We start from the raw sequence: 13,265 nt of genomic DNA on the forward strand, positions 1-13,265 counted from the left end.
CCTCGTTTTATAGCAGATTCTTAACGGGTGGCGTTAGAAGGCGATTTCATAAAGCGGAAGAAATCACTGTCCGGGCTCAGCACCATCACATCCTGATTGCTCTTGAAGCTATTATCGTAAGCACGCAGGCTACGGATAAAGGCGTAGAAATCAGGATCCTGGCTAAACGCATCAGCAAACAGTTTCGCTGCTTCTGCATCCCCTTCACCGCGGGTCATCAGGCCGGTACGCTGCGCTTCTGCCAGCGTACGCGTCACTTCGTAATCCGCCGTTGCACGCAGCTTCTCAGCCTCTTCCTGACCCTGTGAACGCTGGCTACGGGCGACAGACTCACGCTCTGCACGCATACGTGCGTAGATTGCGTCTGACACTTCGGTAGGCAGGTTGATCTGCTTGATACGCACATCAACAACCTGAATACCTAACGCCGCCATACTGTTCGGGTTGATAGCCGGTTCGTTGCTGGTCGTTTCACGCTCCACACGGGCGGCTGCCGAGGCAATCGCATCATCTGCTGCTGGCGTGGCGATTTCATCGTCCTGTCCTGCGCTACCGGTGTTCAGTGCATCACGCACATCGGTGGTCAGACGGCCACGAGAATCGGTAACGATGTCCTTCACGTCCAGACGACCGATTTCAGAACGCAAACGGTCACTGAATTTACGTTTCAACAGCACTTCTGCCTGGGAGACGTCGCCGCCGCCGGTGGCCAGATAGTAACGGCTGAAGTCGCTGATGCGCCATTTGATATAGGAATCAACGATCAGGTCTTTCTTCTCTTTGGTGACGAAACGGTCGGCCTGGTTATCCATGGTCTGGATACGGGCGTCCAGCGACTTCACGGATTCCAGGAATGGGATCTTGAAGTGCAGACCTGGTGCGTACACCAGCGGTTTGTTTTCGCTGTCACGCAGGACTTTACCAAAGCGCATGACGATGCCGCGCTGGCCTTCCTGTACCACAAACAGTGACGCGTACAGCACCACCAGCACAACAATCAATACGACGATTAATGGCTTACGCATCGCTTACTCTCTCCCTTCGCGCTGGGTATCGTTGCGCTGAGCATTCGCCCGGCGCTGATCCATGATGGTGTCCGGATTATACGTCGAACCGTTACTGGCGCGGTCATTGCTGCCGCTGGCCGGTGGCAGGCGCAACAGGCTGCTGCTGCTGCTGTCCTGGGTAGCGTTCGACGATGCTCCGCCCTGTCCGCGCATAATCTGATCCAACGGTAACACCATCAGGTTGTTACCCTTGTCATTCACCAACACCTTACGGGTATGGCTCAGCACGCGTTCCATGGTTTCAATGTACAAACGCTCGCGGGTGATCTCTGGAGCCGCTTTGTATTCAGGCAGAAGTTTCGCAAAGCGATCCACTTCACCCTGTGCTTCCAGCACGGTACGGGTTTTGTAAGCACGCGCTTCTTCCAGAATACGCTGTGCCTGACCGTTGGCGCGTGGCTGCACTTCATTCGCATAGGCTTCCGCTTCACGGACGTACTGCTCACGGTTTTCACGTGCCGCGATAGCATCATCAAATGAGGCCTTCACTTCTTCCGGCGGACGCGCTGCCTGGAAGTTCACGTCCAGCAGGGTAATACCCATATCGTATGGACGAATGGTCTCTTCAAGCTCACGCTGCGTATCGCTACGCACCACGGTACGCCCTTCAGTCAGAATACGGTCCATGGTTGAGCGGCCAATAACGCCACGCAAAGCACTGTCCGTTGCCTGACGCAGGCTGTCATCTGCACTGGTGACCGCAAACAGGTATCGTTCAGGGTTAGTGACCCGATACTGCACGTTCATTTCGACGCGCACGACATTTTCGTCAGAGGTCAGCATGGTGCCGGAGGCTGCCAGCTCTCGGACGGCTTCAACGTTCACCGCACGAACCTGATCGATAAAGGTCGGTTTCCAGTTCAGGCCTGGCTCAACCAGATGACTGAATTTGCCGAAGCGTGTCACCACACCGCGTTCCGCTTCTTTGATGGTGTAGAAGCCGCTACCGGCCCAAATCACTACCGCCGCAACCACGACAATACCGACCAGACGACCACCGCGACCCGGCGTACGCTGCCCGCCGCTGTTATCGTTTTTGTTACCACCGCCAAATCCGCCAAGCTTTTTGCTCAGCTTGCGAAAAATATCATCTAAATCAGGAGGCCCCTTATCGCGCCCTCCTTTGTTTCCCCCAGAGTTGCCGCCTTGATTATTGCTGCTTCCCCACGGGTCGCGGTCCTGTCCGTTATTCCCGGGCTGATTCCACGCCATGTTTATACTCCATATAATTGTGTGTGCGGTGGTATCCCAAGGCCGGGATACGCGTGTCAGGCAAAATCAGTCAAACAATGTAATCCACCAGCGCCGGCTCCTGTTTGCACAGACGGCGCCAATCAACGATCGGCATGCGTACCTGTAAACCTACGCTACCATCGTCTTCGTTCCACTCTTTTTCTATCGCCTGAAGCTGATAAAAACGGCTACGTAACCGCCCTGCTCCAGGCGGCAGACGCAGGTCATACTGCGCAATTTCACCGGCCAGCCGCTCGGTCAGCGCCTGGAATAGCAGTGGGATCCCTTCCCCAGTCTGGGCAGAAACCCACACCCGCACCGGCTTATTCTCTTCATCACGATCGATACGCGGAACGAAACCGTCGAGCATATCGATCTTGTTCATGACCTGAAGCGTGGGAATTTCGTCTGACTCAATTTCTTCCAGCACCACTTCAACGGCTTTAATATTTTCATCGACGCGTAAATCTGCGGCATCAATAACATGCACCAGCAAGGTTGCTTCGCGCGTTTCTTGTAATGTGGCCTTAAATGCGGCGACTAAATCGTGCGGCAAATGACGAATAAAGCCGACGGTATCCGCCAGCACCACTTCACCCACATCGGCAACATCGATACGACGTAATGTCGGATCGAGCGTCGCAAACAGCTGGTCAGCAACATACACCTCAGCCGCCGTCACGCGGTTAAATAAGGTGGATTTACCGGCGTTGGTATATCCCACTAACGACAGGGTCGGCACATCGGCTTTATTTCGCGCCTGACGACCTTGCTCACGTTGTTTAGCTACCCGCTCGAGACGCGAGAGGATCAGCGTAATACGGTTACGCAGTAAACGACGGTCCGTTTCCAGCTGCGTTTCACCCGGGCCGCGCAGACCTATCCCGCCTTTTTGGCGCTCAAGATGCGTCCAGCCACGAACGAGGCGCGTGGCAAGATGGCGAAGCTGTGCCAACTCCACCTGCAATTTACCTTCATGGGTACGGGCGCGCTGGGCAAAAATATCAAGGATAAGGCCGGTTCGGTCGATGACGCGGCATTCACAAAGGGCCTCCAGGTTTCGTTCCTGGGCCGGGCTGAGGGCGTGATCAAATAACACCACCGTCGCACCGCTGGCTTTCACCGCCTCTGCAATTTCAACTGCCTTACCTTCACCGACGAAATATTTTGGATGGGGAGATTTTCGGCTGCCGGTGACTACACTCAGCGCTTCAACACCCGCAGAAGAGACCAGGGTTTCGAATTCCTGCAAATCTTCCGTATTCCGCTCTTGGGAAAAATAGATATGTACCAGAACGGCCTGCTCACCGGCTTCATAACGGTCAAACAAACTTAAAACCTCTCAGAGCCTTATTAAACCTGCAACACGTTTGGCCATACTGCGTGAATATCAGATTCTCAATGCGCACCGGGATCAACAGATCCTCAGGTGGCGAGTTTGCGCAATCGACTCTCGCCATTCGGCGAAGAGTGGATCGGGCGAATTGCCAGGACGGGGAACCCGAGTGAACAGGTAACCCCGTCATGGAAGAGCAGTGATTACTCTGTGTCGTCACTCTCTTGCTGAGGCTGAGTAGACGCCCCCTGGTTACTGCCATGATGATAGTTGCTGCTTCCGCCACCCGCATTGTTGCTGTGGTGGGAGACCGGACGGGACGGAACAACAGTCGAGATAGCGTGCTTGTACACCATCTGGCTAACTGTGTTTTTCAATAGAATTACAAATTGATCAAACGACTCGATCTGACCCTGCAGTTTGATACCATTCACCAAATAAATCGAAACCGGAACACGTTCACGACGCAGCGCGTTCAAGAACGGATCTTGCAATGATTGCCCCTTAGCCATTCTATCTTTTCCTTATATGCTTGTTGTTTACTACTTAAGAGCATGAACGCTCTGAAATACTGCGTAAAAATTTGCGCAAGATACTGCACTAATTGTACACAATCACCCAGGCTTCGCACTAAGAACCTGTAACAGGGTATCGCGCGCGGCGTCAGGTTGTTCGCTATCCAGCCAGTGAACATCCTTCCAACCGCGTAACCACGTTATTTGCCGCTTAGCCAGCTGCCGGGTTGCGCAAATTCCCCGATAAACCATGTCATCGTAATCGATCTCCCCCGCCAGATATGACCACATCTGGCGGTAACCGACACAACGAATGGAAGGCAAGTCCGTATGCAAATCTTCTCGTGCGTATAACGCCCGAGCCTCCGCTTCAAACCCTGAGGCTAACATCTGTTGAAAGCGCAGTTCTATCCGTTGATGGATCACTTCGCGATGCTGAGGTGCAATCGCGAACTGGGTCACATCGTATGGCAGCGCTTCGCCAGAAGTTTTAGTCAGTTCCGTTAAAGTTTTACCCGAAATAAAAAAAACTTCCAGTGCTCGCGAGAGTCTCTGGGGATCATTCGGATGAATACGATTCCCTGCAACGGGATCTATCTCACATAATTGACGGTGAAGGGCATCCCAACCCTGTTCACTCGCCTGTTGCTCAATACGCTGACGCACTTCCGGATCCGCCGGGGGCAACGGCGACAATCCTTCCAGCAAAGCCTTGTAATAGAGCATGGTGCCACCAACAAGCAACGGGATACGACCGCTTTCGGTTATCTCCGCCATTTCAGCCAGCGCATCCCGACGGAACTCTGCAGCAGAATACGCTTCAGAGGGGTCGCGAATGTCCAGTAAACGATGGGGCGCCAATGCCAGCTCATCTGCGGAAGGTTTGGCTGTGCCAATATCCATACCGCGATATATGAGGGCGGAATCTACGCTAATCAACTCAACCGGCAGTTCCTGACGTAATGCAATCGCCAGTGCTGTCTTACCGGAAGCCGTTGGCCCCATCAAAAAAATTGCCTTAGGCCGGCCAGCCTTGGATGTCTCACTCATGCTTCAGGGCGTTCATCGCCTGTTCAATATCGATGTGCTGTAAAAATCCAGAAGGTGGCGATTTCAGTAACTGCGGGCAAAGCCGTTCGACTTCAGCCAGCAACGTAATCGCCTGTGAGTGATTCCAGTGCGGATGTTCAACTACCGAATGACGCGCTAACCATTGCGCCACCTGCGTTGCGGACACATCCTGCTGCCGGGCGAGATAGCCTAACAGTTCTGGAATCAAGTTTTGTAAATTTTGTTGGCGTAATGGTAAAGGTACCGCGCGCAACGTCACATGGTGTGAATCCGCCTGCAGCTCAATTCCCATCTGGATCAATAAGCTGGCGTGATGCGTAATCGCCTCGCGCTCCGGCTTATCCATCTTTACCCGAACCGGGATCAACAACGGCTGAGGTTTCAGCCCTTCTTCCCCGGGTTCAAGCTGTGCCTGCTTCAGCCAATGCGCCGCCACCGGCAAATTAATCAATGCCAGCCGCTCCTGCGCTTCAACCAGGGCAAAATTGTCCCGTAACACGCTCAGTACCCGGCCAAAACTCTGGCTATGCCCGCTGAGCGGCAGTTCAGTGCTGCGTTCACTCTGTTTTGAGGGTTCCCTGGCGACAGGGGCGTCCGGGGTGCGCATCAGCTGCTGATAGGCTTTGCCTTCCTGCGGCTGATAGACGGGTTCCTGCCGTTGCCAGTGGGGTGAGCCTGCGCTGGACGCTGAACCAGAGCGAGCTGATGGCGCGGAACGCTCTTCACCGCCTGACGTCGAAACCGCGGGTGAATGGCCAGTAAGACTGGACTTCCCGGACGGGCTGGTCGTCGGGGCGGGCGTGGAAAAATGGTTGCCACCCGCAGCCTGGCGGTTCTCTGGCTGCCAGCGCTCGGCGGGCGCCGCCGGTTGCACATCTGGCAGGGTTTCAGCACCGGCCTCCTGCAAAACGCTGACCACGCCCTGATAGATAAAATCGTGTACCAGCCGCGACTGATGAAAGCGCACTTCATGCTTGGCAGGATGGACATTGACATCAACCTGATGGGGATCGATTTCCAGGTACAAGACGTAGGCCGGCTGATGGCTGTCTCCCAGCTTGTCCTGATAGGCCTGGCGAATGGCATGATTAATCAGCCGGTCGCGCATCATGCGGCCATTGACGTAGCAGTATTGCAGGTCGGTAATCGCTCTGGAGCCCACCGGATCGGCAACCCAGCCCTTCAGGCTCAGATCGCCGTGCTGCCACTCAATCGCCAGCGCATGGCTTAAGAACGCGGTGCCGCAAATTGCGCCAAGCCGACGTTCACGCTGGCTGTGATCCGCCACGCCACGATACTGTCGCATCAGTTTGCCGTTATGGGTCAGTGAAAAAGCCACGTCAAAACGCGCCAGCGCGATACGGCGGATAATTTCGTCTATATGGGTGAATTCGGTTTTCTCGGTGCGCATAAATTTGCGGCGTGCCGGAGTGTTGTAAAACAGGTCCAGCACTTCCAGCGTGGTGCCTACCGGATGGGCCGCCGGTTTTAGCGTTACCGCCATATCCCGCCCTTCGGCATAGGCCTGCCAGGCTTCCGCTTGCGCTTCAGTACGCGATGTTAACGTCAGTCGTGATACCGAGCTGATACTGGCCAGCGCTTCGCCACGGAAGCCCAGGCTGACGATCGCTTCAAGGTCATCCAGCGTGGTGATTTTGCTGGTCGCATGACGGGCAAGCGCCATCGACAATTCGTCTTTCCCAATGCCGCTGCCGTTATCGCGGATGCGGATCAGTTTGGCGCCGCCTTTATCGATTTCGATATCGATGCGGGTGGCGCCCGCGTCCAGGCTATTCTCGACCAGTTCTTTGACAACCGACGCTGGCCGCTCCACCACTTCACCAGCAGCTATCTGGTTAGCGAGCTGAGGAGGCAACACCTGAATCGGCATATCAATTCCTTATCTGGTTACGAAGTCGGGATAGTTAAGGTCTGGCCCAGCATCACGTTTTGCGATTTCATCTTATTGGCCTGCTGAATGGCCTTTGGACTGACGCCGTAATGGGCGGCAATCGCGGTAAGAGAATCGCCACGAACCACTTTGTGGCGCACCGGCGTTTTGGCTTTAGCCACGGCGGCGGGCTGGCTGCCCGCCGGCACCTTCAGTCGTTGTCCTACCCAGACCACATCTTTCTTCAGGGTGTTCATTGAACGCAAGGTTGCCATGCTGATGCCGTAGCGGGCCGCAATACCGGATGCTGTCTCTCCCCGTTTTACCACATGACGCTGGATCGCCCCAGTGTATTGGGTGGTCTCTGGTGCCGGGTTGGGTTCAACATTAACCGTCGCTGCGGACTGCAAGGGACGGTTTTCCTCCTTTGGGATGGATTGCAGCGGATGCGCCAGGAAGTAGTTGCGAAGTCCTTTATAAATCGACTCGGCAATCTTCTGCTGGTATGCGCTACTGCCAAGCAGTCGCTCCTCCGAAGGATTACTGATGAAGCCGGTTTCCACCAGCAGGGAAGGAATATCCGGCGAGCGCAGAACGCCCAGGCTGGCATGTTCCGGCCGACGTTTGTGCAGCGAACCCACACGCTGAAGCTGCGCAATTACTTTTACTGCCACATCATAACCCACGCGTTGCGAGTGACCGAATTGCAAATCTAACACCGCCTGGCTGAGGTACGGATCGGCCTGACTGTTGGCCAGCAGATCCCCTGCGCCGCCCAGCAGCTCGGACTGTTTCTCGTGCTGCTCCAGCCAGCCCGCCATTTCACTGTTGGCGCGGCGGTTTGACAGGACCCAAACGGACGCGCCAGACGCACTGCGGTTAGGTGCCGCATCGGCGTGGATGGAAACTAACACGTTGGCGTTTTGCTTACGCGCCACATCGGACCGGCCCATCACGGAGATAAAGTAATCCCCGTCGCGGGTCATCACCCCTTTGAACATCGGGTCGGCATTCAGCAGCGCCTTCAGCTTACGGGCGATGGCGATGGTCACGTTCTTCTCTTTCAGGCCGCCTGCGCCAATCGCACCGGGATCCTGTCCGCCGTGACCGGCATCGATCGCCACAATCACCGCTTCGTTGGCCGAAACCGGCGTTCTGCCCGGTCTGACAACGTCATTGCCGCTGCTGACAGCGGTCACCGGATTGCCTTTAAAAGGATTCTCAACAGGCGCTGATGGCGCGCTGCTGGAGGCAGAGCTTACCTCAGCCGGACGGCGGGAAGCCGTGGCGGCCGGGCGGGTACCGGCGATAGTGAAGACCACATTGTAATTGTTACCTTCGCGCTGGGTGACCGCCCGCGTTTTGCTCGCCTGGGTCAACTCAAACACCAGACGAATGCTTTGCTTGTCTTTCGGCGTGCTGGAGCGAATGCGCTTAACGATATTTTCACCGCTGAAGGTCAACGGCAGGCCTTTAATCACGCCGCTCTGGCGAATATCCAGCACCACGCGATCGGGATTATGCAACGGGAAAAAGCCATACACCGGCTGGCCGTTAAAGCTGAGGGTGACGGTAGCTTTATCATCACCATTGGAGACTTTAATGTCGGATAAATTGGCTGCAAGCGAACTAAACGTCGTCAGTAAAAGTGCCAGTACCAAACCAAACTTCATGCGCAACCTCATGAACAACCCTTTTCCATAGCGACCTGCTGAATCATTATTTCTCCCGCCGCTGAGCAGGCTTTCAGTTCCGCCTGACGCGCCGTTCCCTGATAGCTCAGGTGCAGTTCAATGTCCGGAACGGGCAGGAAGCCCGCGCCTTGTTGTGGCCACTCAACCAGGCACACGCTGTCACCGCCAAAATAGTCGCGGATCCCCATGAATTCGAGTTCTTCGGGGTCGGCAAGGCGGTAAAGATCGAAATGATAGACCTGGCGATCGGGCAGACTGTAAGGTTCTACCAGAGTATAGGTGGGGCTTTTAACGTTCCCCTGATGCCCCAACGCCTGCAGGAAACCGCGGCTGAAGGTGGTTTTTCCCGCGCCGAGATCGCCAAACAGGTAGATCATGGCCGCGCCATGACAGGCGCGTGCCAGGCTGGCACCTAAAGTGAGGGTTGCTGCCTCGTCGGACAGTGCAATTACACAGGTCTTCATTCTTTTTTATTTAGGATCTCTGGATTAACAAACAGATAAAGTTCGGAAAATAGATCGGTAGCCAGCATGCCGCGCGTACCGACGCGCGCTGAAACGGCTTCAGCCGCTGCGCCATGCGCGACGCATCCTGCACAGGCGGCATCATACAGTGAGAGCTTTTGCCCTAACAGACTGCCGATGATCCCTGAAAGCACATCGCCCATCCCGCCCGACGCCATGCCTGCGTTGCCGACATCGGCAAACGCCATTTCGCCTGCCTCGCTGGCGATAATTGTGCCGGCGCCTTTCAGCACCACCACGCCGCCGTAGCGTTTCACCAACTCTCTGGCCGAATGTAAGCGGTCACTCTCAATTTCGCTGGTCTTACAGTTCAGCAAACGCGCCGCTTCGCCAGGGTGAGGCGTAAGGATCCGATTTTGACGTTTATCGGGACTGATTGCCAGCAGGTTAAGCGCATCTGCGTCCCAAAGCATCGGTTTCTGAGAGTTTTCCACCTTTTGTAACGCTTTTTTACCCCATTCGCCCTGGCCGAGCCCTGGACCGATGACAATCACATCCGCCCATTCCAACGCCCGATCCACGGCCTTGTCGCTCAGCTCCTGCACCATCAGTTCGGGTCTGGCGGTCAGCAACGGCGTGATGTTGTCTTTGTGAGTAAGCACTCGCACTAATCCAGCACCGGCGCGCAGTGCGGCCTCCCCGGTCATGCGAATCGCCCCGGCGGTGCCGTGATCGCCGCCAATAATGGCTAACGCGCCATGATCGCCTTTGTGCGAGGTGGGTTTACGCGGTTTCAGCCAGCCAGAAAGTGAAGAAGCATCAAAGCGGGCCATCGGTGCCTGCTGTTGTGACAGCCAGACATCGAGGCTCAGGGCATGAAAATGCAGCTGGCCGGTGTAATCGCGAGCTTTGCCGGTCAGCAAACCGGGTTTCAGCGCGATAAACGTCAGCGTATGGCTGGCTGAGATGACCGCGCCTGGCGCTGTACCGTTAGCGGCCACTAACCCAGACGGGATATCGACCGCAAAAACCGGCGCCGCATGGCCGTTTGCCTGCTCAATCAGATCGGCATAAGGCGCGTGCGGGGCGCGGTTCAGGCCGGTGCCCAACAGGGCATCAACAATCACCTCGACACCTTCAGGCCAGACATAAGACGGATCGTGGATCACCCCACCCGCCGCCAGCCAGGCATCACGCGCCTGATTGGCTTCCTCGGGCAACGGCTTGCTGCCCTCGCAGGCAATCACCGTCACCGTTAACCCGGCCGACTGCGCCAGCCGCGCGACGATAAATCCATCGCCGCCGTTATTGCCATGTCCGCACAGGATCAGCCAGTGCTGCTTGTCAGGCCAGAGCGCGCGGAGTTGGGCAAACGCCGCGTCGCCCGCGCGCTGCATCAGTTCAAACAGCGTGATGCCCAGCGCATCCGCCGCTTCACGCTCCAGACGCGCCATCGCCTCTACAGGCCAGACAGAATAGGGTAAACTGGTGGGGTTACTTTGTTTATTCAGGTTTGTCATGTCGCTTCCTCTCGATCTCCATCAACTTGCCCTCGATATCAAACGCTGGGGGCAGGAACTCGGCTTCCAACAGGTCGGTATCTGCGATACCGATTTAAGTGCGGAAGAACCGCGCCTGCAGGCCTGGCTGGACAAGCAATACCATGGCGAGATGGAATGGATGGCACGTCATGGCATGATGCGCGCACGTCCCCATGAATTGTTGCCCGGCACGCTCAGGGTGATTAGCGTGCGGATGAACTATCTTCCTGCCAAAGCGGCTTTCGCCAGCACCTTAAAAAATCCCCAGCTGGGTTATGTCAGTCGCTATGCCCTCGGGCGGGATTACCACAAAGTATTGCGCAATCGCCTGAAAAAGCTCGGAGACTTGATCCGTGCGCGCTGTGAAGAAGTGCAGTTTCGCCCGTTTGTCGACTCTGCGCCGATCCTCGAAAGGCCGATTGCCGTTAAAGCGGGACTGGGCTGGACGGGCAAACATTCGCTGGTCCTCAACCGCGAGGCCGGTTCGTGGTTTTTCCTGGGCGAACTGCTGATTGATCTGCCGCTGCCCGTCGACCAACCCCAGGAAGAACAATGCGGCCGTTGCGTTGCCTGCATGACCATCTGCCCTACCGGCGCCATTGTCGAGCCCTATACGGTCGACGCCAGGCGCTGCATTTCTTATCTGACCATTGAGTTGGAGGGCGCGATCCCGGAAGAGTTCAGGCCGCTGATCGGTAACAGAATTTACGGTTGTGATGACTGTCAGCTGATTTGCCCGTGGAACCGCTATGGGCAGCTGACTGACGAGGATGACTTTAGTCCACGCGCGGTGCTGCATGCCCCACCACTTAATGAATTGTTTGCCTGGGATGAGGCCAAATTTTTACGCGTGACCGAAGGTTCCGCCATCCGCCGTATTGGTCATCTTCGCTGGTTGCGCAATGTGGCGGTGGCTCTCGGCAATGCGCCGTGGTCGGCAGACAATGTGGCGGCACTGGAAGCCCGTCAGGGAGAGAACGCGATGCTGGATGAACATATCAACTGGGCGTTGGCCCGCCAACTGGCGAATCGCAGCGAACACGCGGTCGAAATTCAGGGACAGCAGAAACGGCTGGTGAGGGCGGTAGAAAAAGGGTTACCACGCGATGCATAAGTGAACAATGCGCGATTATTTTCTGCCGTAGAAGGTTTTCCACACGCTGTGCATAAAAATAAAAAGTTGTTGTCATTCAAGAGTCACAGAAAGCACAAGCGATCCAGATAACAATTTGAAATATTATTATAAAGCGTAAAAACAGCAAGTTACACGATTTCTCAACAACTGCGTGCAAAGATGACCAACTGATGACAGAGGCGTCGCCTGTGGATAACTCTGTTAAAGAACTTTTTGTGATGAGCAAATGCAACGAAGCGCAGCTGGGTTATCGCTGTGGATAACATCATCTGGATATAATGAGAAGAATGAAGATTTGGAGCGGGAAACGAGACTCGAACTCGCGACCCCGACCTTGGCAAGGTCGTGCTCTACCAACTGAGCTATTCCCGCATAAGATACTTGGTATATGACTGCAAAACGTTTGGAGCGGGAAACGAGACTCGAACTCGCGACCCCGACCTTGGCAAGGTCGTGCTCTACCAACTGAGCTATTCCCGCTTAAGATACCTGGTACATCACTGCAAAAAACTTTGGAGCGGGAAACGAGACTCGAACTCGCGACCCCGACCTTGGCAAGGTCGTGCTCTACCAACTGAGCTATTCCCGCTCTGCGTAACGAGTAAAAACTCTCTCGGTACGGGGTGCGCATTATACGAGAAAACAGACCTGCTGCAAGACTGTAAATACAAAAATTTTCTGCTTTCGGTCTGATTGCTGATTAAATCGGCAAAGTGGCAATTTAATCAGCAACAGCAGGTTGCAGGGTTTACAACTGGATAAAATGCTCGCGGTAATAGGCCAGTTCCGCCACCGATTCACGGATATCATCCATCGCCTGATGCGTGCCCTGCTTCTTAAAGCCCGGCAGAATGCCCGGTTTCCAGCGGCGCGCCAGCTCTTTCAGCGTGCTGACGTCCAGGTAGCGATAGTGGAAGTAGGCTTCCAGTTCAGGCATGTACTTGAACAGGAATCGACGATCCTGACCGATGCTGTTGCCACAAATTGGCGAACTGTTTTCCGGCACCCACTTTTTCAGAAACTCAATTGTCGCCAGTTCAGCCGCACGATCGTCAACCTGACTGGCCTTGACGCGTTCGACCAGGCCGCTGTTGGTGTGCGTGTTCACGTTCCACTCATCCATCAGCGCCAGCTGCGCATCGGACTGATGCACCGCGAAGACTGGCCCTTCCGCCAGAATATTCAGATCGGCATCGGTCACCAGGGTCGCAATCTCAATAATGCGATCCTGTTCCGGGTCCAGCCCGGTCATTTCTAAGTCAATCCAAATCAGGTTACTGGCATTTGCGGTCATAGGGATCCTCACCGTGGCTTATAT

Annotated in this window: 11 protein-coding genes and 3 tRNA genes; 1 reads left to right on the top strand and 13 read right to left on the bottom strand. The window is 55.4% G+C overall.

Annotation, left to right across the window (positions count from 1 at the left end; all coding sequences use genetic code 11):
- Positions 1-20: 20 nt before the first annotated feature.
- The 9 genes from hflC to nnr all read right to left on the bottom strand — a co-directional run bounded on the left by hflC (position 21) and on the right by nnr (position 10,791).
- Positions 21-1,025: a protease modulator HflC gene (hflC, locus tag AC1UKS_RS19865; protein ID WP_013200492.1), complete on the bottom strand. Its 1,005-nt coding sequence runs from the start codon at positions 1,023-1,025 to the stop codon at positions 21-23.
- 3 nt (positions 1,026-1,028) lie between these two features.
- A complete protein-coding gene (hflK, locus tag AC1UKS_RS19870; protein ID WP_482434959.1) occupies positions 1,029-2,279 on the bottom strand; it encodes an FtsH protease activity modulator HflK in 1,251 nt (416 codons plus the stop codon).
- 70 nt (positions 2,280-2,349) lie between these two features.
- The gene (hflX, locus tag AC1UKS_RS19875; RefSeq protein WP_482434961.1) at positions 2,350-3,630 is read right to left on the bottom strand and encodes a ribosome rescue GTPase HflX; all 1,281 of its coding nucleotides are present in this window, start codon (positions 3,628-3,630) and stop codon (positions 2,350-2,352) included.
- A gap of 209 nt (positions 3,631-3,839) precedes the next feature.
- Positions 3,840-4,148 carry an RNA chaperone Hfq gene (hfq, locus tag AC1UKS_RS19880; protein WP_013200489.1) on the bottom strand — a complete coding sequence of 103 codons (309 nt, stop codon included), beginning with the start codon at positions 4,146-4,148 and terminating at the stop codon, positions 3,840-3,842.
- A 102-nt stretch (positions 4,149-4,250) separates the two neighbouring features.
- A complete protein-coding gene (gene miaA, locus AC1UKS_RS19885; protein WP_013200488.1) occupies positions 4,251-5,201 on the bottom strand; it encodes a tRNA (adenosine(37)-N6)-dimethylallyltransferase MiaA in 951 nt (316 codons plus the stop codon).
- Positions 5,194-7,113, bottom strand: coding sequence for a DNA mismatch repair endonuclease MutL (gene mutL / locus AC1UKS_RS19890; protein ID WP_482434962.1), 1,920 nt, complete (start codon positions 7,111-7,113; stop codon positions 5,194-5,196). Before mutL ends, miaA begins: the two co-directional genes overlap by 8 nt.
- Before the next feature lie 17 nt (positions 7,114-7,130).
- The gene (gene amiB / locus AC1UKS_RS19895) at positions 7,131-8,786 is read right to left on the bottom strand and encodes an N-acetylmuramoyl-L-alanine amidase AmiB (protein ID WP_265911525.1); all 1,656 of its coding nucleotides are present in this window, start codon (positions 8,784-8,786) and stop codon (positions 7,131-7,133) included.
- A gap of 8 nt (positions 8,787-8,794) precedes the next feature.
- A complete protein-coding gene (gene tsaE / locus AC1UKS_RS19900) occupies positions 8,795-9,271 on the bottom strand; it encodes a tRNA (adenosine(37)-N6)-threonylcarbamoyltransferase complex ATPase subunit type 1 TsaE (RefSeq protein ID WP_482434963.1) in 477 nt (158 codons plus the stop codon).
- Positions 9,268-10,791, bottom strand: coding sequence for a bifunctional ADP-dependent NAD(P)H-hydrate dehydratase/NAD(P)H-hydrate epimerase (gene nnr, locus AC1UKS_RS19905; protein ID WP_482434964.1), 1,524 nt, complete (start codon positions 10,789-10,791; stop codon positions 9,268-9,270). The genes tsaE and nnr overlap by 4 nt, the downstream gene beginning before the upstream one ends.
- On the opposite strand from nnr, the gene queG reads away from it, so the two are divergent.
- Positions 10,790-11,926: a tRNA epoxyqueuosine(34) reductase QueG gene (gene queG / locus AC1UKS_RS19910; RefSeq protein WP_013200483.1), complete on the top strand. Its 1,137-nt coding sequence runs from the start codon at positions 10,790-10,792 to the stop codon at positions 11,924-11,926. The two genes, nnr and queG, sit on opposite strands and share 2 nt — an antisense overlap.
- A gap of 317 nt (positions 11,927-12,243) precedes the next feature.
- Here the strand turns inward: queG and AC1UKS_RS19915 are convergent.
- The 4 genes from AC1UKS_RS19915 to orn all read right to left on the bottom strand — a co-directional run bounded on the left by AC1UKS_RS19915 (position 12,244) and on the right by orn (position 13,241).
- Positions 12,244-12,319: transfer RNA gene (locus AC1UKS_RS19915), tRNA-Gly, on the bottom strand.
- Positions 12,320-12,351: 32 nt separating this feature from the next.
- Positions 12,352-12,427: transfer RNA gene (locus AC1UKS_RS19920), tRNA-Gly, on the bottom strand.
- Positions 12,428-12,460: 33 nt separating this feature from the next.
- A tRNA-Gly gene (locus tag AC1UKS_RS19925) sits at positions 12,461-12,536 on the bottom strand.
- 159 nt (positions 12,537-12,695) lie between these two features.
- Positions 12,696-13,241 carry an oligoribonuclease gene (gene orn, locus AC1UKS_RS19930; protein ID WP_265911528.1) on the bottom strand — a complete coding sequence of 182 codons (546 nt, stop codon included), beginning with the start codon at positions 13,239-13,241 and terminating at the stop codon, positions 12,696-12,698.
- Positions 13,242-13,265: the final 24 nt, after the last annotated feature.

The organism is Erwinia sp. AK-PDG3-5, assembly GCF_056821705.1.

Bases quoted from the DNA above. Each gene is read 5' to 3' on its own strand.
- hfq (WP_013200489.1), bottom strand. From the start codon at position 4,148: ATGGCTAAGGGGCAATCATTGCAAGATCCGTTCTTGAACGCGCTGCGT.
- hflK (WP_482434959.1), bottom strand. From the start codon at position 2,279: ATGGCGTGGAATCAGCCCGGGAATAACGGACAGGACCGCGACCCGTGG.
- mutL (WP_482434962.1), bottom strand. From the start codon at position 7,113: ATGCCGATTCAGGTGTTGCCTCCTCAGCTCGCTAACCAGATAGCTGCT.
- miaA (WP_013200488.1), bottom strand. From the start codon at position 5,201: ATGAGTGAGACATCCAAGGCTGGCCGGCCTAAGGCAATTTTTTTGATG.
- tsaE (WP_482434963.1), bottom strand. From the start codon at position 9,271: ATGAAGACCTGTGTAATTGCACTGTCCGACGAGGCAGCAACCCTCACT.
- queG (WP_013200483.1), top strand. From the start codon at position 10,790: ATGTCGCTTCCTCTCGATCTCCATCAACTTGCCCTCGATATCAAACGC.
- hflC (WP_013200492.1), bottom strand. From the start codon at position 1,025: ATGCGTAAGCCATTAATCGTCGTATTGATTGTTGTGCTGGTGGTGCTG.
- nnr (WP_482434964.1), bottom strand. From the start codon at position 10,791: ATGACAAACCTGAATAAACAAAGTAACCCCACCAGTTTACCCTATTCT.
- orn (WP_265911528.1), bottom strand. From the start codon at position 13,241: ATGACCGCAAATGCCAGTAACCTGATTTGGATTGACTTAGAAATGACC.
- amiB (WP_265911525.1), bottom strand. From the start codon at position 8,786: ATGAAGTTTGGTTTGGTACTGGCACTTTTACTGACGACGTTTAGTTCG.